At 55.9% G+C, this 21,090-nt stretch carries 15 protein-coding genes; 6 read left to right on the top strand and 9 right to left on the bottom strand.

Going from position 1 to position 21,090, the window contains the following annotated elements; genetic code table 11:
- Positions 1-14 precede the first annotated feature (14 nt).
- From carB to folA, 5 genes are all read left to right on the top strand, one after another.
- Positions 15-3,239 (top strand): carbamoyl-phosphate synthase large subunit, encoded by a 3,225-nt coding sequence (gene carB / locus JT31_RS08760; protein WP_038475663.1) that lies wholly within the window; start codon positions 15-17, stop codon positions 3,237-3,239.
- 139 nt (positions 3,240-3,378) lie between these two features.
- The gene (locus tag JT31_RS08755; RefSeq protein WP_038475661.1) at positions 3,379-3,612 is read left to right on the top strand and encodes a YgdI/YgdR family lipoprotein; all 234 of its coding nucleotides are present in this window, start codon (positions 3,379-3,381) and stop codon (positions 3,610-3,612) included.
- Between the two features lie 104 nt (positions 3,613-3,716).
- The gene (kefF, locus tag JT31_RS08750) at positions 3,717-4,247 is read left to right on the top strand and encodes a glutathione-regulated potassium-efflux system oxidoreductase KefF (protein WP_038475659.1); all 531 of its coding nucleotides are present in this window, start codon (positions 3,717-3,719) and stop codon (positions 4,245-4,247) included.
- Positions 4,240-6,102 carry a glutathione-regulated potassium-efflux system protein KefC gene (gene kefC, locus JT31_RS08745; protein WP_038475657.1) on the top strand — a complete coding sequence of 621 codons (1,863 nt, stop codon included), beginning with the start codon at positions 4,240-4,242 and terminating at the stop codon, positions 6,100-6,102. The genes kefF and kefC overlap by 8 nt, the downstream gene beginning before the upstream one ends.
- A 205-nt stretch (positions 6,103-6,307) precedes the next feature.
- Positions 6,308-6,787: a type 3 dihydrofolate reductase gene (gene folA, locus JT31_RS08740; RefSeq protein ID WP_038475655.1), complete on the top strand. Its 480-nt coding sequence runs from the start codon at positions 6,308-6,310 to the stop codon at positions 6,785-6,787.
- Between the two features lie 37 nt (positions 6,788-6,824).
- Here the strand turns inward: folA and apaH are convergent, their stop codons facing one another.
- Genes apaH through lptD form a run of 6 tightly spaced genes read right to left on the bottom strand, consistent with a single transcriptional unit; the run spans position 6,825 to position 13,579 of the window.
- Positions 6,825-7,676, bottom strand: coding sequence for a bis(5'-nucleosyl)-tetraphosphatase (symmetrical) ApaH (gene apaH / locus JT31_RS08735; RefSeq protein WP_038475653.1), 852 nt, complete (start codon positions 7,674-7,676; stop codon positions 6,825-6,827).
- A 4-nt stretch (positions 7,677-7,680) separates the two neighbouring features.
- On the bottom strand, positions 7,681-8,058 hold the full coding sequence (gene apaG / locus JT31_RS08730) for a Co2+/Mg2+ efflux protein ApaG (RefSeq protein ID WP_038475651.1): 378 nt from the start codon (positions 8,056-8,058) through the stop codon (positions 7,681-7,683).
- 3 nt (positions 8,059-8,061) lie between these two features.
- Positions 8,062-8,886, bottom strand: coding sequence for a 16S rRNA (adenine(1518)-N(6)/adenine(1519)-N(6))-dimethyltransferase RsmA (gene rsmA / locus JT31_RS08725; protein ID WP_038475649.1), 825 nt, complete (start codon positions 8,884-8,886; stop codon positions 8,062-8,064).
- Positions 8,883-9,872 carry a 4-hydroxythreonine-4-phosphate dehydrogenase PdxA gene (pdxA, locus tag JT31_RS08720; protein ID WP_038475647.1) on the bottom strand — a complete coding sequence of 330 codons (990 nt, stop codon included), beginning with the start codon at positions 9,870-9,872 and terminating at the stop codon, positions 8,883-8,885. Before pdxA ends, rsmA begins: the two co-directional genes overlap by 4 nt.
- Positions 9,865-11,157, bottom strand: coding sequence for a peptidylprolyl isomerase SurA (gene surA / locus JT31_RS08715; protein ID WP_038475645.1), 1,293 nt, complete (start codon positions 11,155-11,157; stop codon positions 9,865-9,867). The genes pdxA and surA overlap by 8 nt, the downstream gene beginning before the upstream one ends.
- A gap of 58 nt (positions 11,158-11,215) precedes the next feature.
- Positions 11,216-13,579, bottom strand: coding sequence for an LPS assembly protein LptD (gene lptD / locus JT31_RS08710; protein ID WP_038475643.1), 2,364 nt, complete (start codon positions 13,577-13,579; stop codon positions 11,216-11,218).
- A gap of 181 nt (positions 13,580-13,760) precedes the next feature.
- Between lptD and djlA the strand changes: the two genes are divergently transcribed.
- On the top strand, positions 13,761-14,573 hold the full coding sequence (gene djlA, locus JT31_RS08705) for a co-chaperone DjlA (RefSeq protein ID WP_038475641.1): 813 nt from the start codon (positions 13,761-13,763) through the stop codon (positions 14,571-14,573).
- 30 nt (positions 14,574-14,603) lie between these two features.
- Here the strand turns inward: djlA and rluA are convergent, their stop codons facing one another.
- The 3 genes from rluA to polB all read right to left on the bottom strand — a co-directional run bounded on the left by rluA (position 14,604) and on the right by polB (position 20,888).
- Positions 14,604-15,263 (bottom strand): bifunctional tRNA pseudouridine(32) synthase/23S rRNA pseudouridine(746) synthase RluA, encoded by a 660-nt coding sequence (gene rluA, locus JT31_RS08700; protein WP_038475639.1) that lies wholly within the window; start codon positions 15,261-15,263, stop codon positions 14,604-14,606.
- A gap of 135 nt (positions 15,264-15,398) precedes the next feature.
- Positions 15,399-18,305 (bottom strand): RNA polymerase-associated protein RapA, encoded by a 2,907-nt coding sequence (rapA, locus tag JT31_RS08695; RefSeq protein WP_038475637.1) that lies wholly within the window; start codon positions 18,303-18,305, stop codon positions 15,399-15,401.
- Between the two features lie 222 nt (positions 18,306-18,527).
- On the bottom strand, positions 18,528-20,888 hold the full coding sequence (gene polB, locus JT31_RS08690) for a DNA polymerase II (RefSeq protein WP_038475635.1): 2,361 nt from the start codon (positions 20,886-20,888) through the stop codon (positions 18,528-18,530).
- Positions 20,889-21,090: the final 202 nt, after the last annotated feature.

The following is a 21,090-nucleotide window of genomic DNA, read 5'->3' as shown; positions in this document are numbered from 1 at the left end:
AGGAGCGAAATAAAATGCCAAAACGTACAGATATAAAAAGCATCCTGATCCTCGGTGCCGGCCCGATTGTTATCGGCCAGGCCTGTGAGTTCGACTACTCTGGTGCTCAGGCTTGTAAAGCGCTGCGTGAAGAGGGTTACCGCGTTATTCTGGTGAACTCCAACCCGGCAACCATCATGACCGACCCGGAAATGGCTGATGCGACCTACATCGAGCCTATTCACTGGGAAGTGGTGCGCAAAATCATCGAAAAAGAGCGCCCGGACGCGGTGCTGCCAACCATGGGCGGCCAGACCGCGCTGAACTGTGCGCTGGAGCTTGAGCGCCAGGGCGTGCTGGAAGAGTTCGGCGTCACCATGATCGGCGCCACCGCAGACGCTATCGACAAGGCTGAAGATCGCCGTCGCTTCGACATCGCGATGAAAAAAATCGGCCTCGACACCGCGCGCTCCGGCATTGCACATAATATGGAAGAAGCGCTGGCCGTTGCGGCCGACGTGGGCTATCCGTGCATCATCCGCCCCTCCTTTACTATGGGTGGCTCCGGCGGCGGTATCGCCTATAACCGCGAAGAATTTGAAGAGATTTGCGAGCGCGGCCTGGATCTCTCCCCAACCAAAGAGCTGCTGATTGATGAATCGCTGATCGGCTGGAAAGAGTACGAGATGGAAGTGGTGCGTGATAAAAACGACAACTGCATCATCGTCTGCTCTATCGAAAACTTCGACCCGATGGGCATTCATACCGGTGACTCAATTACCGTGGCGCCAGCGCAAACGCTGACCGATAAAGAATACCAAATCATGCGTAACGCCTCGATGGCGGTGCTGCGTGAGATCGGCGTGGAAACCGGGGGCTCAAACGTTCAGTTCTCCGTTAACCCGAAGACTGGCCGCCTGATCATCATCGAGATGAACCCACGCGTGTCCCGTTCCTCCGCGCTGGCGTCTAAAGCAACGGGCTTCCCGATTGCAAAAGTTGCCGCGAAGCTGGCGGTAGGTTATACCCTCGACGAGCTGATGAACGACATCACCGGCGGCCGCACTCCGGCTTCCTTCGAGCCTTCCATCGACTATGTCGTGACCAAGATCCCTCGCTTTAACTTCGAGAAATTTGCCGGCGCAAACGACCGCCTGACCACCCAGATGAAATCCGTGGGTGAAGTCATGGCTATCGGCCGCACCCAGCAAGAGTCCCTGCAGAAAGCGCTGCGTGGCCTGGAAGTTGGTGCCATGGGCTTTGACCCGAAAGTCAGCCTGGATGACCCGGAAGCGCTGACCAAAATTCGTCGCGAGCTGAAAGACGCAGGCGCCGAGCGTATCTGGTATGTGGCAGACGCGTTCCGTGCGGGCCTGTCCGTAGACGGCGTGTTCAACCTGACCAACATCGACCGCTGGTTCCTGGTGCAGATTGAAGAGCTGGTGCGCCTGGAAGAGCAGGTGGCTGAAATTGGTATCACCGGCCTGACCCACGACTTCCTGCGGATGCTGAAGCGCAAAGGTTTTGCGGATGCGCGTCTGGCGAAACTGGCTGGCGTTCGTGAATCCGAAGTTCGCAAACTGCGTGAGCAATATAACCTGCACCCTGTCTATAAGCGCGTGGATACCTGTGCGGCAGAGTTTGCTACCGACACCGCTTACATGTACTCCACGTACGAAGATGAGTGTGAAGCTAACCCGAACAACGACCGCGATAAAATCATGGTGCTGGGCGGTGGTCCAAACCGCATCGGCCAGGGCATTGAGTTCGACTATTGCTGCGTACACGCCTCTCTGGCGCTGCGCGAAGATGGTTACGAAACCATCATGGTTAACTGCAACCCGGAAACCGTCTCCACCGACTACGACACTTCCGACCGCCTCTACTTTGAGCCGGTGACTCTGGAAGACGTGCTGGAAATCGTCCGCGTTGAGAAACCGAAGGGCGTTATCGTGCAGTATGGCGGCCAGACTCCGCTGAAGCTGGCTCGTGCGCTGGAAGCGGCCGGTGTGCCGGTTATCGGCACCAGCCCGGATGCTATCGACCGTGCGGAAGACCGTGAGCGCTTCCAGCATGCCGTTGAACGCCTGAAGCTGAAGCAGCCTGCTAACGCCACCGTGACGGCCATTGAGCAGGCCGTAGAGAAAGCCGTGCAGATTGGTTACCCGCTGGTGGTTCGTCCTTCTTACGTGCTGGGCGGCCGTGCGATGGAAATCGTCTACGATGAAGCGGACCTTCGCCGCTACTTCCAGACTGCGGTTAGCGTCTCTAACGACGCCCCGGTGTTGCTCGACCGCTTCCTTGATGACGCGGTTGAAGTGGACGTGGACGCCATTTGTGACGGTGAAACCGTACTGATTGGCGGCATCATGGAACACATTGAGCAGGCGGGCGTTCACTCCGGTGACTCTGCGTGTTCTCTGCCGGCTTACACTTTGAGCCAGGAAATCCAGGACGTAATGCGCCAGCAGGTGCAGAAGCTGGCCTTCGAGCTGCAGGTGCGCGGTCTGATGAACGTGCAGTTTGCGGTGAAGGACAACGAGGTTTACCTGATTGAAGTTAACCCGCGTGCCGCGCGTACCGTGCCGTTTGTTTCCAAAGCAACAGGCGTGCCGCTGGCGAAAGTTGCCGCTCGCGTCATGGCAGGTAAAACGCTGGTTGAGCAGGGCGTGACCAAAGAAATCATTCCACCGTACTACTCGGTGAAAGAAGTGGTGCTGCCGTTCAACAAATTCCCAGGCGTTGACCCGCTGTTAGGGCCAGAAATGCGCTCTACCGGGGAAGTGATGGGCGTGGGCCGTACCTTCGCTGAAGCTTTCTCTAAAGCGATGCTGGGCAGCCAGTCCACGATGCGTAAGCCGGGCCGCGCGCTTCTCTCCGTGCGTGAGGGCGATAAAGAGCGCGTAGTAGACCTGGCCGCTAAGCTGCTGAAACAGGGCTTCGAGCTGGATGCTACCCACGGTACCGCGATTGTTCTGGGTGAAGCTGGCATCAATCCACGCCTGGTGAACAAGGTGCATGAAGGGCGTCCGCACATTCAGGACCGTATCAAGAATGGCGAATACACCTACATCATCAACACCACCGCGGGCCGCCAGGCGATTGAAGATTCCAAGCTGATTCGCCGCAGCGCGCTGCAGTACAAAGTGCATTACGACACCACGCTGAACGGCGGCTTCGCTACGGCGATGGCGCTGAACGCAGATGCCACCGAGAAGGTGATCTCGGTGCAGGAAATGCACGCGCAGATTAAGGGCTGATACTCATCAGCCTGAAAGAATATTCCGAAAACAACGCCAACGGCCTCTGAAAAGAGGCCGTTTTTGCTTCAGCCTCAGCGAGATAGTCTACAGTTAACCTGCACACAACTGAAAATGACTAACACGCTGGGAGAACACCATGCAGAAACATACTTTACTCGCTTCCCTTTTCGCTGCCGTAACGCTTCTGACCGTAGCAGGCTGCTCGTCGAATCAGGCCGTTAAAACTAGCGATGGCAAAACGATTGTGACCGATGGCAAACCGCAGGTAGATAAAGATACCGGCCTGGTGTCTTACAAAAATGCCGAAACGGGGAAAACCGAGCAGATCAACCGTGACCAGGTGAAAGAGATGAGCGAGCTGGATAACTAGTTAAGAAATATCCAACAACACGCTCAGCAATATTGACTGTTAGCCTGTCGATTAACTGACTAAACTCACTGTCATTAAAGGCAGTAGTGAAGACAGGCTTAACAATGATTCTTATAATTTATGCGCATCCCTATCCCCAGCATTCGCACGCCAACAGGCAAATGATTGAGCGGGCGAAAACGCTGCCGGGGGTAGAGATTCGTTCCCTCTACGAACTTTATCCCGACTTCAACATTGATATTGCCGCTGAGCAGCAGGCGTTGAGCCGTGCTGATTTGGTTATCTGGCAGCATCCTATGCAGTGGTATAGCGTGCCGCCGCTGATGAAACTGTGGATAGATAAAGTCCTCTCACACGGCTGGGCATACGGTAAGGGCGGGAACGCTCTGCACGGTAAGGACGTTATCTGGGCGGTAACAACCGGCGGAAGCGAAAAGCATTTCGAGCTGGGTGACCACCCCGGATTTGACGTTCTTGCCCAGCCATTGCAGGCGACAGCGCTTTACTGCGGCATGAACTGGCTACCGAGTTTTGCCATTCACTTCACCTTCGTTTGCGACGAATTCACGCTTGCCCGCCAGGCGGACGACTATAAGCAACGCTTAATTGACTGGCAGGAGGCTCGCCGTGGATAGCCATAGCTTAATTCAGGCGCTTATTTACCTCGGTTCAGCCGCGCTTATCGTGCCGATTGCCGTAAGGCTCGGGCTGGGATCGGTACTTGGCTACCTGATAGCCGGCTGTATTATCGGGCCGTGGGGGCTGCGGCTGGTGACGGATGCCGAAACTATTCTGCATTTTGCCGAGATTGGCGTGGTGCTGATGCTCTTTGTCATCGGGCTGGAGCTTGATCCGCAGCGGTTATGGACGCTTCGTGCCTCGGTGTTTGGCGGCGGTTTCCTCCAGATGGCGGGCTGCGGGCTGGCGCTGGGCGCTTTCTGTATCGTGATGGGGCTCGACTGGAAGATAGCGTTGCTTATCGGCCTGACGCTTGCCCTCTCATCGACCGCGATTGCTATGCAGGCAATGAACGAGCGTAACCTGACCGTTACGCCAATGGGGCGCAGCGCGTTTGCGGTGCTGCTGTTCCAGGATATTGCCGCGATTCCTTTGGTGGCAATGATCCCGCTGCTGGCCAGCAGTGGCGGCACGATGACCTTTGCAACCTTCTTAATTTCCGCGCTTAAGGTGGTTGCTGCGCTCGCCCTGGTCGTGCTGCTTGGCCGCTATGTGACCCGGCCAGTGCTGCGGTTTGTGGCGCGTTCCGGGCTGCGTGAAGTGTTCAGTGCCGTTGCGCTTTTCCTGGTCTTTGGCTTTGGCCTTCTGTTAGAAGAGGCCGGATTGTCGATGGCGATGGGGGCGTTTCTGGCCGGAGTGCTGTTAGCCAGCTCCGAATATCGACACGCGCTGGAAAGCGATATCGAACCGTTTAAAGGCCTGCTGCTTGGGCTGTTCTTTATCGGCGTGGGGATGTCCATCGACTTCGGGACGTTACTCGAAAATCCGCTACGCATTCTCATCCTGCTGGTCGGCTTCCTGATGATTAAAACGCTGATGCTCTGGCTGGTGGCTAAGCCGCTGAAGGTGCCACGCAGGCAGCGGCGCTGGTTTGCCGCTTTGCTGGGGCAGGGAAGTGAGTTTGCCTTTGTTATCTTCGGCGCGGCGCATATGGCGCAGGTGCTGGACGACGGCTGGTCTAAATCGCTGACCCTTACCGTGGCGCTCTCGATGGCGGCGACGCCTCTGCTGCTGGTGTTACTGAACCGGCTGGAGAAAACGGGAAGCGAGCAGGCAGGAGAAGCCGACGAGATTGATGAAGAGCAGCCTCGGGTCATCATTGCCGGCTTCGGGCGCTTTGGGCAGATTGCAGGTCGTTTACTGCTGACCAGCGGCGTGAACGTAGTCATCCTGGATCACGATCCAGACCATATTGAAACGCTGCGAAAATTCGGTACAAAAGTGTTTTATGGTGATGCCACCCGCGTTGACCTGCTTGAGTCCGCCGGCGCAGCGGGCGCTGAAGTGCTGATTAACGCCATTGACGATCCCGAAGCGAATATGCAGCTCACGGAGCTGGCGAAAGAGCATTTCCCCCATCTGCAGATTCTTGCCAGGGCGCGCGACATTAATCACTACATTCGCCTGCGTCAGGCGGGTGTAGAGATGCCGGAACGTGAAACGTTTGAAAGCTCGCTGAAGATTGGCCGCCGTGCGCTGGAAGGTTTGGGCGTAGGGAAATACGAGGCACGAGAAAGGGCCGATCACTTCCGTCGCTTTAACCTGCAGATGCTTGAAGAGATGGTGCCCACCGACGATAAGACCGCCGAGCGGGCGGACGTCTTTAAGCGTAACAGCGCCATGCTGACAGAGGTGATTAACGAGGATCGGGCGCACCTGCACGTTATTCAGCAAGACGGCTGGCAGGGCACCAAAGAAGGCCTTCACAGCGGCAAACTTTCTGACGAACCCCCGGCCAGGCCGGCAGAGTGATGTTGCTGAAAAATATTTACTTTTCCTTATAGTGAACGGGGGTTAACGCTAACCCCTTGTTCCATATCCCGCAGTTGAATATTTAGGCGCTCCGGGCGGCGCAGAATAAAAAAAATTCTCGTTACGCGGCTCACCCCCTGTCGACGAAAGATTGCGCTTTCCGTATAGTGGCGGCAATTTTTTTCATCATCCTTAGGTTATACGAATGATCAGTCTGATTGCTGCTTTAGCGGTAGATCGCGTTATCGGTATGGAAAACGCCATGCCATGGGATTTGCCTGGTGACCTGGCCTGGTTCAAGCGCAATACGCTAAACAAGCCCGTCGTTATGGGACGCCTGACCTGGGAGTCGATTGGCCGCCCGCTGCCGGGACGTAAAAACATCGTCATCAGCAGCAAAGCTGGAAATGACGATCGCGTTGAGTGGGTGACATCGGTTGAAGAGGCCATCAAAGCCTGTGGCGATGCCGAAGAAATCATGGTGATTGGCGGTGGGCGTGTGTACGAACAGTTTCTGCCGAAGGCGCAGCGCCTTTACCTGACCCACATTGATGCGGAAGTGGAAGGGGACACGCATTTCCCGGATTACGATCCTGACGAATGGCAGTCAACCTTCAGCGAATTCCATGATGCCGACGATAACAACTCGCACGGCTACTGCTTCGAAATTCTGGAACGTCGCTAAGTTTTTAGCTCTCTCCCGCCAGGGAGAGAGCTCTGTCTCAGGAGGCGACGGCCGCCTGACCTTCATCGCTATCCTGCTGGCGGTTTGAAGGCTGTACGAACCAGCTTTTATCTTCCCAGCGCAGGCAGGTCAGATCTCCCCCCCAGCAGCATCCCGTATCCAGCGCATAGATGCCTTCCGGCGCGCCTTTCCCTTCTAAAGATGCCCAGTGACCAAAGGCCACGGAATATTCGGCGGTGACGGGGCCGGGAATTGCAAACCAGGGCTTCAGCGGCGAAGGCGCCTTCTCTGGCGTATCTTTGCAGTACATATCCAGCTGGCCGTTAGGGAAGCAGTAGCGCATGCGGGTGAGCGAGTTGGTGATGAAACGCAGGCGTGCCAGGCCGGACAGATCGCTGGACCAGTTGTTTGGCATATCGCCATACATTGCGTCCAGGAAGAGCGGATAGCTGTCGCTCGACAAAACGGCCTCTACGTCACGCGCACAGGCCTGCGCGGTTTCGATATCCCACTGCGGCGTGATCCCTGCGTGCGACATGACGAGTTTTTTCTCCTCATCCACCTGAATGAGCGGCTGGCGGCGAAGCCAGTTAAGAAGCTCGTCGGCGTCCGGGGCTTCCAGCAGCGGCGTGATACGGTCTTTAGGCTTGTTACGGCTGATGCCCGCAAACACGGCCAGCAGATGCAGGTCGTGGTTCCCAAGCACCATACGTACGCTGTCCCCAAGGCTGCGAACATAGCGCAGCACCTCCAGAGAAGCAGGGCCCCTGGCCACCAGGTCGCCCGTCAGCCAGAGCGTATCTTCTTCAGGATTGAAATTAACCTGCTGCAATAACGCGATCAGTTCATCGTAGCAGCCGTGAACATCGCCAATCAGATATGTAGACATGGTATCAGTGAATGAAGGTTGGAATGGCCAGACGGAAAACGGGAATCTCGACCTTGAAGGCCTCTCCCTGCGCATCGACCATTGTGTAATGGCCCTGCATAGTGCCGAGCGGCGTTTCGATGACCGCTCCGCTGGTGTACTGGTAGTCGTTACCCGGCTCAATGTGCGGCTGCTCGCCAACAACACCTTCGCCCTGAACCTCGGTTTCCCGACCGTTACCGTTGGTGATCAACCAGTAACGGCCAAGTAGCTGAACCGCCGTTCGCCCCAGGTTGCGGATAGTGACGGTGTACGCAAATACGAAACGCTCGTCCTCGGGCGAGGACTGCGACTCAATATAAAAGCTTTGTACCTGAACACATACGCGGGGCGAATCAAGCATGGTTTAGCTCTCCGACGGCTGCTGTGGGTTATCAGCCAGATAGTTTGCAAGCTTGCAGTACTGAGCAACGGAAATGTTTTCTGCACGCAGTGTAGCATCGACGCCCAGCTCCGCCAGCACTTCGGCACTGAACAGGTGGCCAAGGCTATTACGGATCGTTTTACGACGCTTATTAAATGCTTCCGTAGTGATGCGGCTCAGCACGCGCAGCTCTTTTACCGGATTCGGTAAGGTGGCGTGTGGCACCAGACGCACGACGGCAGAGTCTACCTTCGGTGCTGGAGTGAACGCCGTAGGCGGTACTTCAAGCACAGGAATGACGTTGCAATAGTACTGCGCCATCACCGACAGACGACCGTAAGCTTTACTGTTTGGTCCGGCAACCAGGCGGTTAACCACCTCTTTTTGCAGCATGAAGTGCATGTCCGCAATAGCATCAGTATAGCTAAAGAGGTGGAACATCAGCGGCGTAGAGATGTTATATGGCAGGTTACCAAAGACGCGCAACGGCTGGCCGATTTTCTGCGAAAGCTCGCCGAAATCCATGGTCATGGCGTCCTGCTGATAAATTGTCAGCTTAGGTGCAAGGAACGGATGCGTTTGCAAACGGGCGGCGAGATCGCGGTCCAGTTCGATAACGGTCATTTTATCCATGCGTTCACCCACCGGCTCGGTTAAGGCCCCGAGGCCCGGCCCGATTTCGACCATCGCCTGGCCTGGCTGTGGATTAATAGCGGAGACAATACTGTCGATAACGAACTGGTCATTAAGGAAGTTTTGTCCAAAACGTTTGCGGGCAAGGTGGCCCTGGTGGACTCGAGTATTCATTGACTATTAACAATCATTTTAATGGCGAGATTAAGCGCCGTAATAAAACTGCCGACGTCGGCTTTTCCCTGGCCTGCCAGCTCTAGAGCCGTGCCGTGGTCAACCGATGTGCGGATAAAAGGTAATCCCAGAGTGATATTCACCGCGCGGCCGAAGCCCTGGTATTTCAACACGGGCAGCCCCTGATCGTGATACATCGCCAGTACGGCGTCAGCACTATCGAGGTATTTGGGCTGGAATAGCGTATCTGCCGGAAGTGGGCCAGAAAGGTGCATCCCTAAAGCGCGCATCTCATTTAACACCGGGATAATGGTGTCTATCTCTTCGGTGCCCATATGGCCACCTTCCCCGGCGTGCGGATTGAGACCGCAGACCAGCACATGCGGCTGCGGGATACCAAATTTGGTCTGCAGGTCATGATACAGGATGGTGACAATCTGGCGTAGCAAATCCGGCGTAATGGCGTCAGAAATTGCTTTCAGCGGCAGGTGTGTGGTGGCCAGGGCAACGCGAAGCTCTTCCGTCGCCAGCATCATCACCACTTTTTCGCTGTGCGAACGTTCTTCAAAGAACTCGGTATGGCCGATAAACGGAATGCCGGCATCGTTGATGATGCCTTTATGCACCGGACCGGTAATCAGGGCTGCAAACTCTCCGCTCAGACAGCCATCGCAGGCGCGAGCCAGCGTCTCAACCACATAAGCGCTGTTACGCACATCCAGCTGCCCCGGAACGACCGACGCGCGCAGTTCAACGGGCAGCACGGTCAGCGTGCCTGCGGCCTGTGGTTTTGCCGGTTGATCGGCCTGGAAAGGCTGTAGCGTCAGTGGGAGGCCGAGCAGGGATGCTCTGGAGAGTAACAATTCGGGAGAAGCGCAGACGACCAGTTCAACGGGCCAGTCGCGTTGCGCTAACGCGACGACCAGGTCGGGACCAATCCCGGCGGGTTCGCCGGGAGTGATGGTCACACGAAAGATGTTAGCCATTGCTGCCTATGATTTTCACGTAAGCGCTGGCGCGCTGTTCCTGCATCCAGGTTTGCGCTTCTTCGGAGAACTTGCGGTTGAACAGCATGCGGTAGGCACGATCTTTTTGTGCCGCATCGGTTCTGTCGACTTTGCGGGTGTCCAGCAGTTCGATCAGGTGCCAGCCAAAGGAAGAGTGCACCGGCGCGCTCATCTGGCCTTTGTTCAGCTTCTGCAGCGCATCACGGAAGGCTGGGTCATAAATATCCGTTGCCGCCCAACCCAGATCGCCGCCCTGATTTGCTGAGCCCGGATCGTCAGAGAACTCTTTTGCCGCCGCAGCGAACGTCGTTTTTCCGCTCTTAATATCAGCAGAAATCTGCTCCAGTTTCTGGCGTGCCTGAGTATCGTTCAGGATCGGTGACGTTTTCAGCAGGATGTGACGAGCGTGAACTTCGGTAACCGAAATATTCTGGCTCTGGCCGCGCAGGTCGTTAACTTTCAGGATATGGAAGCCCACGCCTGAACGAATCGGCCCGATGATGTCGCCTTTCTTCGCCGTGCTTAATGCCTGGGCAAAAATTGAAGGCAGCTCCTGAATACGACCCCAACCCATCTGGCCGCCTTTCAGCGCCTGCTGATCGGCCGAATAGCTGATAGCGAGTTTGCCGAAGTCGGCGCCGTTACGAGCCTGATCGACCACGTTACGTGCCTGCTTTTCTGCGTCATCAACCTGAGCGGAGCTTGGGTTTTCAGGCAGGGCAATCAAAATGTGGCTCAGGTTCAGCTCGGTGCTGCTGTCGTTCTGGTTACCGACCTGCTGCGCCAGGGAGTCAACTTCCTGCGGCAGAATGGAAACGCGACGGCGCACTTCGTTGTTACGCACTTCCGAAATCGTCATCTCTTTACGAATCTGGCTGCGGTAGGTGCTGTAGTTCACGCCATCATAGGCCAGACGGCTACGCATCTGATCCATGGTCATGTTGTTCTGTTTGGCGATGTTGGCGATGGCCTGATCGAGCTCATCGTCGGTTATCTTCACGCCCATCTTCTGACCCATCTGCAGGATGATTTGATCCATGATCAGACGTTCAACGATTTGGTGGCGCAGCGTCGCGTCATCGGGAAGCTGTTGCCCCGCGTCGCGTGAGTTCATTTTGACCGACTGCATTAAGCCGTCAACATCGCTTTCAAGGACTACGCCGTTATTGACTACGGCTGCTACTTTGTCGACAACCTGCGGGGCTGCAAAAGCCGTGTTCGCTACGAGGGCGACACCAAGAAGCAGCGTTCTCCAGTTCTTCATACTTTTTCCATTTTACTTAGCCGCAAAGCGGATTATTTAGAGTATTCGTCAAAGTGAATTACATCGAGCTCTGGTACGGCAGAATGTTAGAACGCAACATCTGCGGAATACCCAGGCCATAGTTAGAGCTCAGGCCACGTAACTCGATGTTAAAGCCGATTACGTTATCGTATTTACTCATGTTATTTTCCCAGCCGTTGATTTTACGCTCGACGCCAACACGAATTGCATAGCAGCAAGAGCTATATTGTACGGCGAACATAGAGTCAGCGGACTGCCGGGCATTGGTATCGTAGTAGTAGGCACCAACGACTGACCAGCGGTCAACGATCGGCCAACTGGCTACCATACCTACCTGCGAGATCCCTTCTTTATACTGATCGGCGGTGGAGTATGCTGGCAACGTTGCCTGAATATACTCCGGGCTGGCATAACGATAGGTCAACTGCGCCATACGGTCGGTATCCCGGCGGTATTCAATGGCTCCACTGCCGTTCGCTACGCTGCCAAGACGAGCATCGTACTGCACCCCGCCACGCAGGCCCCAACGATCGGTCATGCGCCAGTAAGTATCACCGGCCCAAAGCATAGAGCCGGTTTTCTTATCTTTCTCCCAGTTAATATTGTCATCCCCGGTACGGGACTGGGTGAAATAGTAGATTTGACCAGCGGATACGTTAAAACGTTCAACGGAAGCGTCATCATAAACGCGAGATGTTACGCCGGTCGTCACCTGGTTGGCGGAGGCAATGCGGTCAAGGCCGCCATAAGTACGGTCACGGAACAGCCCGCTGTAGTCAGACTGCAGCAGGGATGAGTCGTAGTTGTTGATCGCACTTTGGTTGCGGTATGGCACGTACAGGTATTGAGCACGTGGTTCCAGCGTTTGCGTCCAGCCGGCAACGGAGTCCATATCACGATCGAAAATCAGCTTGCCGTCCATTTTAAACTGCGGCAGCGTGCGGTTAACCGTGCTTTCTAGCGTACTCGCACTATTGATGTTCTGTTTGTATTTATCCAGATTGTCCTGCTGATAATGGGTCATCATCAGCTTGGTTTCGGTGTTCAGACTTGCCCAGCCGTTGGACAGCGGCAGGTTGATGACCGGCTCGAGATGCAGGCGCGTAGCATCCGGCATGTTGCTGTTTACGTTGGTGAACTTGACGGCCTGAGCATAGACTCGGGTATCGAACGGACCTACGTCGTTTTGATAAAAGTTGAGATCCAACTGCGGCTCAGCGCGGTAGGAACTTGTCCCTGCACCCAGCTGGTTAGCAAAGACCTGGAACTGCTTAGCCGACAGCGTGGCGTCAAAGTTTTCGATGGCGTAGCCGACGCTGAATTTTTGCGTGGCGTAACCGTCGGTACTGTTGCCGTACTGGGAGCTAAAGTCGTTGAAGTAGCGTGAGTCGCTGACTTTGGTGTAGTCGACGTTGAAGCGCCACACCTGGTCCATCACCCCGCTGTGGTTCCAGTAGAACAGCCAGCGGCGATCTTTTTCACCCTGAGGCACGCCCGGCTCGTTCTTGTATTCGTCATCAGACGGCAGATAGTCAAACTCCATCAGGCCTGTACCCGCCTGGGTCAGATAGCGGAATTCGTTCTGCCACTGAATGCCGCCGCGCTTATCAATATAGTGAGGCGTAATGGTGGCATCAAAGTTTGGCGCAATGTTCCAGTAATACGGGAGAGCGAACTCAATCCCGTTGTTGGTGCTGTATTTAGCGCCAGGGATCAGGAAGCCCGAGCGGCGTTTATCGCCAATCGGGAGCTGCAGATAAGGGCTGTAGAAGACCGGCACAGGGCCCAGCTTAAAGCGGGCGTTCCAAATCTCCGCCACTTCTTCCTGCCTGTCCTGAATCACTTCGGTGCCGACCACGCTCCAGGTATTAGAACCCGGCAGACAGGAGGTAAACGTCCCGTTTTCGAGGATGGTATAGCGGTTGTCGCCACGCTGCTTCATGAGGTCCGCGGTACCGCGACCCTGGCGGCCAACCATCTGGTAATCCCCGCTCCAGACGTTAGTATCTTTGGTGTTTAAATTCGACCACGCTTTCGGACCTTTCAGGATGACCTGATTGTCATCGTAATGCACATTACCTAAGGCATCGACGGTGCGCACCGGATCCGGCTGGCCTTCAACCTGCTTCTGATGAAGTTGAACTTCGTCTGACTGCAGGCGGCTGTTGCCTTGCTGGACGTCAACATTCCCGGTAAAAACAGCGTTATCCGGATAGTCACCTTTGGCGTGATCGGCCTGGATGGTGACAGGCAGGTTATTGCCGTCGCCCTGCACCAAAGGACGATTGTAGCTTGGGACACCCAACATACACTGCGAGGCAAGGTCGGCAGCCATACCTTGTTGGCTATAAAGGGCTGAGCCAATCAATGTGGCCAGCAAGGTGGGAATACGTTTTTTCATACGTGTTATTTGTTGTTCCGTCATCAGGGTATAGCGAAGGCAAACGGTCAGAGACTAACGTACTCATCACCACAGCGCTAGTGTTAATCCAGCCCGTTAGCAGTATGCCGTTAGGCACCGCTATCAATGGCGGGTATGATAAAGCAAATTCTAGACGACAGCATGACGATTTGGGGAGTATATGCAGTATTGGGGAAAAGTACTCGGTGTTGCTTTGGGTTTAATCTCGGGCGGCGGCTTTTGGGGCGTGGTGATAGGTTTTCTTGTCGGCCACATGTTCGATAAAGCCCGCAGCCGTCGCGGGGCCTGGTTTGCTAACCAGCAGCAGCGCCAGGCGCTATTTTTTTCTACCACCTTTGAAGTGATGGGGCATCTCACCAAATCGAAAGGTCGGGTGACAGAGGCGGATATTCAAATTGCTTCTTTACTGATGGACAGAATGCAGCTTCACGGAGAGGGCCGCGCAGCGGCGCAGCGTGCATTCCGTGCCGGGAAAGAAAATAACTACCCGCTCAGAGAGAAAATGAGGCAGATGCGAAGCGTCTGTTTTGGCCGCTCGGACCTCATTCGGATGTTTCTGGAAATCCAGATCCAGGCCGCGTTTGCCGACGGTTCACTGCATCCAAATGAGCGTCAGGTGCTTTATGTGATAGCCGAAGAGCTGGGTATCTCTCGCGGCCAGTTCGACCAGTTCCTGCGCATGATGGAGGGCGGTCAGCAGTTTGGCGGCGGGCAGTATCAGCAATCCCAGGGCGGCTTCGCTCAGCAGCAAAGAGGGCCGACGCTGGAGGATGCCTGCAAGGTGCTTGGGGTAAAAAGCAGCGATGAACCAACGGTTATTAAGCGTGCTTACCGCAAGTTAATGAGTGAACATCACCCGGATAAGCTGGTGGCAAAAGGTCTGCCGCCTGAAATGATGCAGATGGCGAAGCAAAAAGCGCAGGAAATTCAGGGCGCATACGACCTGATTAAAACCTCAAAAGGGTTTAAATAGAAAAAGGCCTCTCAAATGAGAGGCCTTTCTTTAGAAGTCAGCCGGAGCTTTAAAGGTCATTGGCGTGCCGTAGCCTGGGTGCGTGATGGTCAGCATCTCGGCATGGAGTTGAAGCCTTGGTGCCATTGCCAGCGCCTCCGGCGTGGCGTAGAAGCGGTCACCGAGAATCGGATGCCCAAGCGCCAGCATGTGAACGCGGAGCTGGTGCGATCGCCCGGTAATCGGCTTCAGTTGGATACGGGCGGTATTATCCGCCGCGTAGTCCAGCACCTGATACCCGGTCTGCGCAGATTTTCCCGTTTCATAACACACCTTTTGCTTTGGCCGATTAGGCCAGTCGCAAATCAGCGGCAAATCAACCAAACCTTCTTCCGGCCGCGGATGGCCCCAAACGCGGGCTACGTACTGCTTTTTAGGTTCGCGTTCGCGGAACTGGCGCTTTAACTCCCGCTCTGCCGCCTTGGTCAACGCCACGACAATCACGCCGCTGGTTGCCATATCAAGCCGATGGACCGATTCCGCCAGCGGGAAGTCGCGCTGAATTCGCGTCATCACGCTGTCTTTGTGCTCCTCAAGACGCCCCGGGACGGACAGCAGGCCGCTTGGCTTGTTAACCACCATGATGTGCTCATCCTGATAAAGAATGACCAGCCAGGGATCAAGAGGCGGATTGTAAGGTTCCATCAGCATTTACTCTGCATCCTTCAAGCTGCAGCCGCGTTGGCTGCTCTCATGTATCCCAGTCACTTACTTAGTAAGCTCCTGGGAATTCTTTCTTTTGCCGCCTTGCTGCAACTCGAATGATTTGAGTAAAGCGACGCATATTTACTGGTGCGTCACGACAATCAGGCGCAGCGCGTCGAGACGCCAGTTAGCCTGGCTCAGGGCTTCCATCACCTGCTGGCGATTGGTTTCAATAGCCGCCAGCTCGTCGTCACGAATGTTAGGGTTAACGGCCTTCAACGCTTCCAGACGGGACAGTTCCGCGCTGAGCTTCTCATCCGCTTCTTCACGTGCCGCGTCGATCAGCGCCTGTGCCGCATCGGCAACCTTCTCTTCCGCCACCTGCAGAATAGCGTGAACGTCGGACTGCACGGCGTTCACCAGCTTGCTGCCGGTATGGCGGTTAACCGCGCTGAGCTGGCGGTTAAAGTTTTCAAACTCCACCTGCGCCGCGAGGTTGGTGCCGTTTTTGTCCACCAGCATGCGCACCGGCGTCGGCGGCAGGAAGCGATTGAGCTGCAGCTGTTTAGGCGCTTTGGCCTCAACAACGTAAACCAGCTCCAGCAGCAGCGTCCCGACCGGTAGCGCCTTGTTTTTCAGCAGAGACAGGGCGCAGCTGCCGGTATCACCGGAAAGGATCAAATCCAGACCGTTGCGGATGATGGGGTGTTCCCACGTGACGAACTGCGCATCTTCGCGGGACAGTGCGACGTCGCGTTCGAAGGTGATGGTGCAGCCGTCTTCCGGCAGGCCCGGGAAGTCCGGCACCAGCATATGATCGGACGGGGTCAGAACCACCATGTTATCACCGCGATCGTCCTGGTTAATCCCGACGATGTCGAACAGGTTCATCGCAAAGCTAACGAGGTTGGTGTCGTTATCCTGTTCTGAAATGGCTTCAGCCAGCGCCTGCGCTTTTTCACCGCCGTTGGAGTGAATTTCCAGCAGGCGGTCACGCCCCTGCTCAAGCTGCTGCTTGAGGGCATCGTGCTGCTCGCGGCACTGTTTGATCAGGGCGTCAAAACCTTCGGTATTTTCCGGGGCAGCAAGATACTCGATCAGCTGCGGATAGACGCTGTCATAAATCGTGCGGCCGGTCGGGCAGGTATGTTCGAAGGCATCGAGGCCCGCGTGGAACCACTCCACCAGCACTGACTGAGCGGTTTTTTCCAGATAGGGAACGTGAACCTGGATGTCGTGTGCCTGGCCGATACGGTCCAGACGGCCGATACGCTGTTCCAGCAGGTCTGGGTTAAACGGCAGGTCAAACATCACCAGCTGGCTGGCGAACTGGAAGTTACGGCCTTCTGAGCCAATTTCGGAACACAGCAGGACCTGAGCGCCGGTATCTTCTTCCGCAAACCAGGCCGCGGCGCGGTCGCGTTCGATGATGGACATGCCTTCATGGAAGACGGCGGCACGGATACCTTCGCGCTCGCGCAGAACCTGCTCCAGCTGAAGCGCCGTCGCGGCTTTGGCGCAGATGACCAGCACTTTCTGAGAGCGGTGGCTGGTCAGGTAGCCCATCAGCCATTCGACGCGCGGATCGAAGTTCCACCAGGTGCCGGTATCGCCTTCGAACTCCTGATAAATCTGCTCCGGATACAGCATGTCGCGGGCGCGATCCTCCACGGATTTACGCGCGGCCATGATGCCGGAAACTTTAATCGCCGTCTGATACTGCGTGGGCAGCGGCAGGCGAATAGTATGCAGCTCGCGTTTCGGGAAGCCCTTCACGCCGTTACGGGTGTTACGGAACAGCACGCGGCTGGTGCCGTGCCTGTCCATCAGCATGGAGACCAGCTCCTGGCGCGCGGCTTCGCTGCCATCGCGGTCGCTGTTGGCGGTTTGCAGCAGGGGCTCGATATCCTGCTCGCCAATCAGTTCACCCATGGTATTCAGCTGATCGTCTGTCAGGCGATTGCCCGCCAGCAGCAGGGCGACGGCATCGGCAACCGGGCGATAGTTTTGCTGCTCTTCAACAAACATCGCAAAATCATGGAAGCGGTTTGGATCCAGCAGGCGCAGGCGCGCAAAGTGGCTTTCCATACCCAGCTGTTCAGGCGTTGCGGTCAGCAGCAGGATGCCGGGTACATGCTCGGCAAGCTGTTCAATGGCCTGATATTCTCGGCTTGGCGCGTCTTCGCTCCACACCAGGTGGTGGGCTTCATCGACGACCAGGAGGTCCCATTCCGCTTCGCACAGATTTTCCAGGCGTTGCTTATTGCGGCGCACAAAGTCCAGGGAGCAAATCACCAACTGTTCGGTATCAAACGGGTTGCTGCTGTCGTGCTGGGCTTCCGCGTAGCGTTCATCGTCAAACAGGGCGAAACGCAGGTTAAAGCGGCGCAGCATTTCTACCAGCCACTGATGCTGCAGGGTTTCTGGCACCACAATCAGCACGCGCTCGGCGCTACCGGCCAGCAATTGTTGGTGGATTATCATCCCGGCTTCAATGGTTTTACCCAGCCCGACTTCATCTGCGAGCAGAACGCGCGGAGCGTGGCGACGACCGACGTCGTGGGCGATGTTCAGCTGATGTGGGATCAGGCTGGTGCGCATTCCGCGCAGGCCGCTCCAGATCTGGCGAGATTGTTCGCTTTGGTACTTACGCGCGCGAAAACGCAGGGCAAAGCGGTCCATGCGGTCGATTTGCCCGGCAAACAGACGGTCCTGCGGCTTGCTGAATACCAGCTTGCTGTCGAGGAATACTTCACGCAGCAGAACGTCTTGTTCTTCGGTATCGAGACGCGTGCCGAGGTAGGCGAGTAAACCCTTTTCTTCCTTAACTTCATCAACTTTCAGCTGCCAGCCTTCATGGCTGGTAATCACATCGCCCGGGTTAAACATGACGCGGGTGATCGGGGAGTCATTTCTGGCGTACAGACGATTTTCACCCGTTGCCGGGAAGATCAGGGTGACCATACGCGCATCCAGCGCCACCACGGTTCCCAGTCCCAGTTCGCTTTCGGTATCGCTGATCCAACGTTGACCAAGTGTAAAAGGCATAAGTTTTCGGCTCTATTTCAGTGACTTAAATTTGCAGGCAATAGCATGGCAACCGCGCACAGGTGGCGCAGTTGTTTAAAATTGGGTCTAAGGATTCGAAGAAAGGGCGCTATGGTACTGGATGGCAACGGATTCGTCACGCACTCGTCATGCTTCAAATTACGGCGGCGTGGGCTGCCCTCTCTTAGCGCCTTGCCGTAAGCTGAGTTATGTACAGTATTTTTAAAATAGCCCCATTTGTCCCGTCATCAGTGTAGCAAAGTCATCCTCAAGGAAGGGTAAAATCCCTTCGGCAACGGGCTGTAGCTGACGCGTCAGATAGTGGTCATAGTCCAGCGGAGACTGCTGATAATCAACTGGTTCCGGGCCGCTCATGGTCATGACATATTTTATCGTGCCACGGTTTTGGTATTGCGCTGGTCTGCCCAGCCGCTGGTTATGCTCATCGGCAAGCCTTGCCGCGCGGACGTGCGGCGGAACGTTTTTCTGGTATTCGCTCAGCGGGCGACGCAGCCGTTTACGGTAAACTAGCTGTGAATCCAGCTCGCCCGCCATCAGGCTGGTAATCGTGTCCCGGATGAAGTCCTGATAGGGTTCTCCGCGGAAAATCCGCAGGTAGAGCGTTTGCTGGAATTGCTGGGCAAGCGGCGTCCAGTCGGTACGCACCGTTTCGAGACCTTTAAACACCATGCGCTGCGCATCACCTTCCTGAATCATCCCGGCATAGCGCTTTTTACTGCCCTGGTCAGTTCCCCTGATGGTGGGCATCAGGAAGCGGCAGAAGTGAGTTTCGTACTCCAGTTCAAGGGCACACTCCAGGTTCTGCGTGGTTTTCAGGTGCTCGCGCCACCAGCCGTTGACGTGCTCAACCAGCCTCTTGCCAATCTGTGCGGCCTCTTCTTCACCGTGGGCTTTTTTCAGCCAGACGAAGGTGGAGTCCGTATCGCCATAGATGACGTCGTAGCCCTGGGATTCAATCAACGCTTTGGTCTGGCGCATGATCTCGTGGCCACGCATGGTGATAGACGAAGCAAGACGCGGATCGAAAAAGCGGCAGGCGCTGGTGCCCAGCACGCCGTAGAAGGCATTCATGATTATTTTGAGTGCCTGAGATAGCGGCTTGTTGCCGTGGCGTTTTGCCTCGTCCCGGCCATGCCAAATCTGGCTCACGATCTCCGGCAGGCAGTGTTTGTCGCGGGAGAACCAGCCGCCAATAAAGCCTTCAACGGCATGCGTAGCGTCTGGCTGAGCGGTGCCCTCGATGAGGCCGACCGGGTCAATTAAGAAGGTGCGGATAATCGAGGGGTACAGGCTTTTATAATCGAGCACCAGCACCGAGTCATACAGGCCTGGGCGCGAGTCCATGACGTAGCCGCCTGGGCTTGCCTGGGGCGGAACTTCACCCATATTAGGCGCAACGTAGCCCGCACGATGCATACGCGGAAAATAGAGGTGGCTGAACGCGGCTACCGAGCCTCCGTGCTTATCCAGCGGGAGTCCGTTGACCGTCGCGCGCTCCAGCAGGAAGGGCATCAGCTCGGTCTTGTGGAAAATACGCGTGACCAGCTCGCAGTCTTTGAGGTTATAGGTGGCCAGCGCGGGCTTGTCCTCGGCAAAGCGGCGGTCGATCTCATCCATCCTGTCCCACGGATTATCAATCGACTTTCCTTCGCCCAGCAGCTCACGGGAAACCGTTTCCAGGGAGAACGAGGAAAAGCTCCAGAACGCAGATTTCAGCGCTTCAATGCCGTCGATAATCACCCGGCCCGCAATCTGGGCAAAGAAAACGCCCTGCTTGAAGCCGTGCTCGCGCCATTCTAAAAGGCTGTTGCCCCGCCCTAAACGTAGCGGTACCTGGTAACGTTCCGCCATTTTTTGCAGCACGCGAAGGTCAAACTGCACCACGTTCCAGCCTATCAGCACGTCCGGGTCATGTTCGGCAAACCAGGCATTCAGTTTTTCTAACAGCAGCGGGCGGCTGGCGACGTATTCCAGCGTGAAATCCAGGCCACTGGCGTCGCCGTTTTCCGGCCCCAGCATATAGACATGGCGCTGCCCACAGCCTTCAAGGCCGATGCAGTAGAGCTCGCCGTGGCGGTTGGTTTCGATATCGAGAGACACCCATTTTAGCGGTGGGCGATATTCTGGTGCGGGCTTCAGGCGGGTATCAAGCAGCACGTCTCCCTGAGCATTACCGCTAAACCAGACCGGGGCGGTAATAAAGCGCTCCATCAGGAAACGCTCTGGAGGGCGAATATCCGCCTCATAGACCGTCACGCCGCCGTCACGCAGCAGTTTCTCCAGCCTCATCAACTGTCGGTGCTGCTGACAATACAGGCCGGCTACTGGCTGACGATGGAAATCTTTAAGTTCCAGAGGCGTAAGGCGAAACTGGCTTTCACTGGCCAGCAGGCGCTGAGCCTGAGCTAACTGCAGCTGGGGAATAAAGGCGACGGACTCCTGCGGCGGCAGACGCACCTTAAGCGGGCCATCGTCCGTGGCCAGCCAGAAATCGACTTCGGTACCGCGCGGGGTGTCTCGCCAGTGTCTGGTCAGCAGAAACCCCTGACGAGCTTGAGACACGCTGCATTCTCTCTCAGGAAAAGTGTTTCGATTATAGCGCAAAAGCCCGTGAGTTACTGCATTTATATACAGTATTGTCGGTGGTGCGTTGACGCAGAGTGCGAAAAGTCCGGAACTTTACCGTCTATTCTTTATTCATATAAATGAGACCTTGACGCCCATCACGTTAATTCTGGAGAATCGCCCGCTCGCTTACCGACGG

The organism is Cedecea neteri (genome assembly GCF_000757825.1).
Taxonomy (GTDB): domain Bacteria; phylum Pseudomonadota; class Gammaproteobacteria; order Enterobacterales; family Enterobacteriaceae; genus Cedecea; species Cedecea selenatireducens.
The sequence above is the reverse complement of the archived record's forward strand: the minus strand, read 5'-3'. Positions and strand labels throughout refer to the sequence as shown.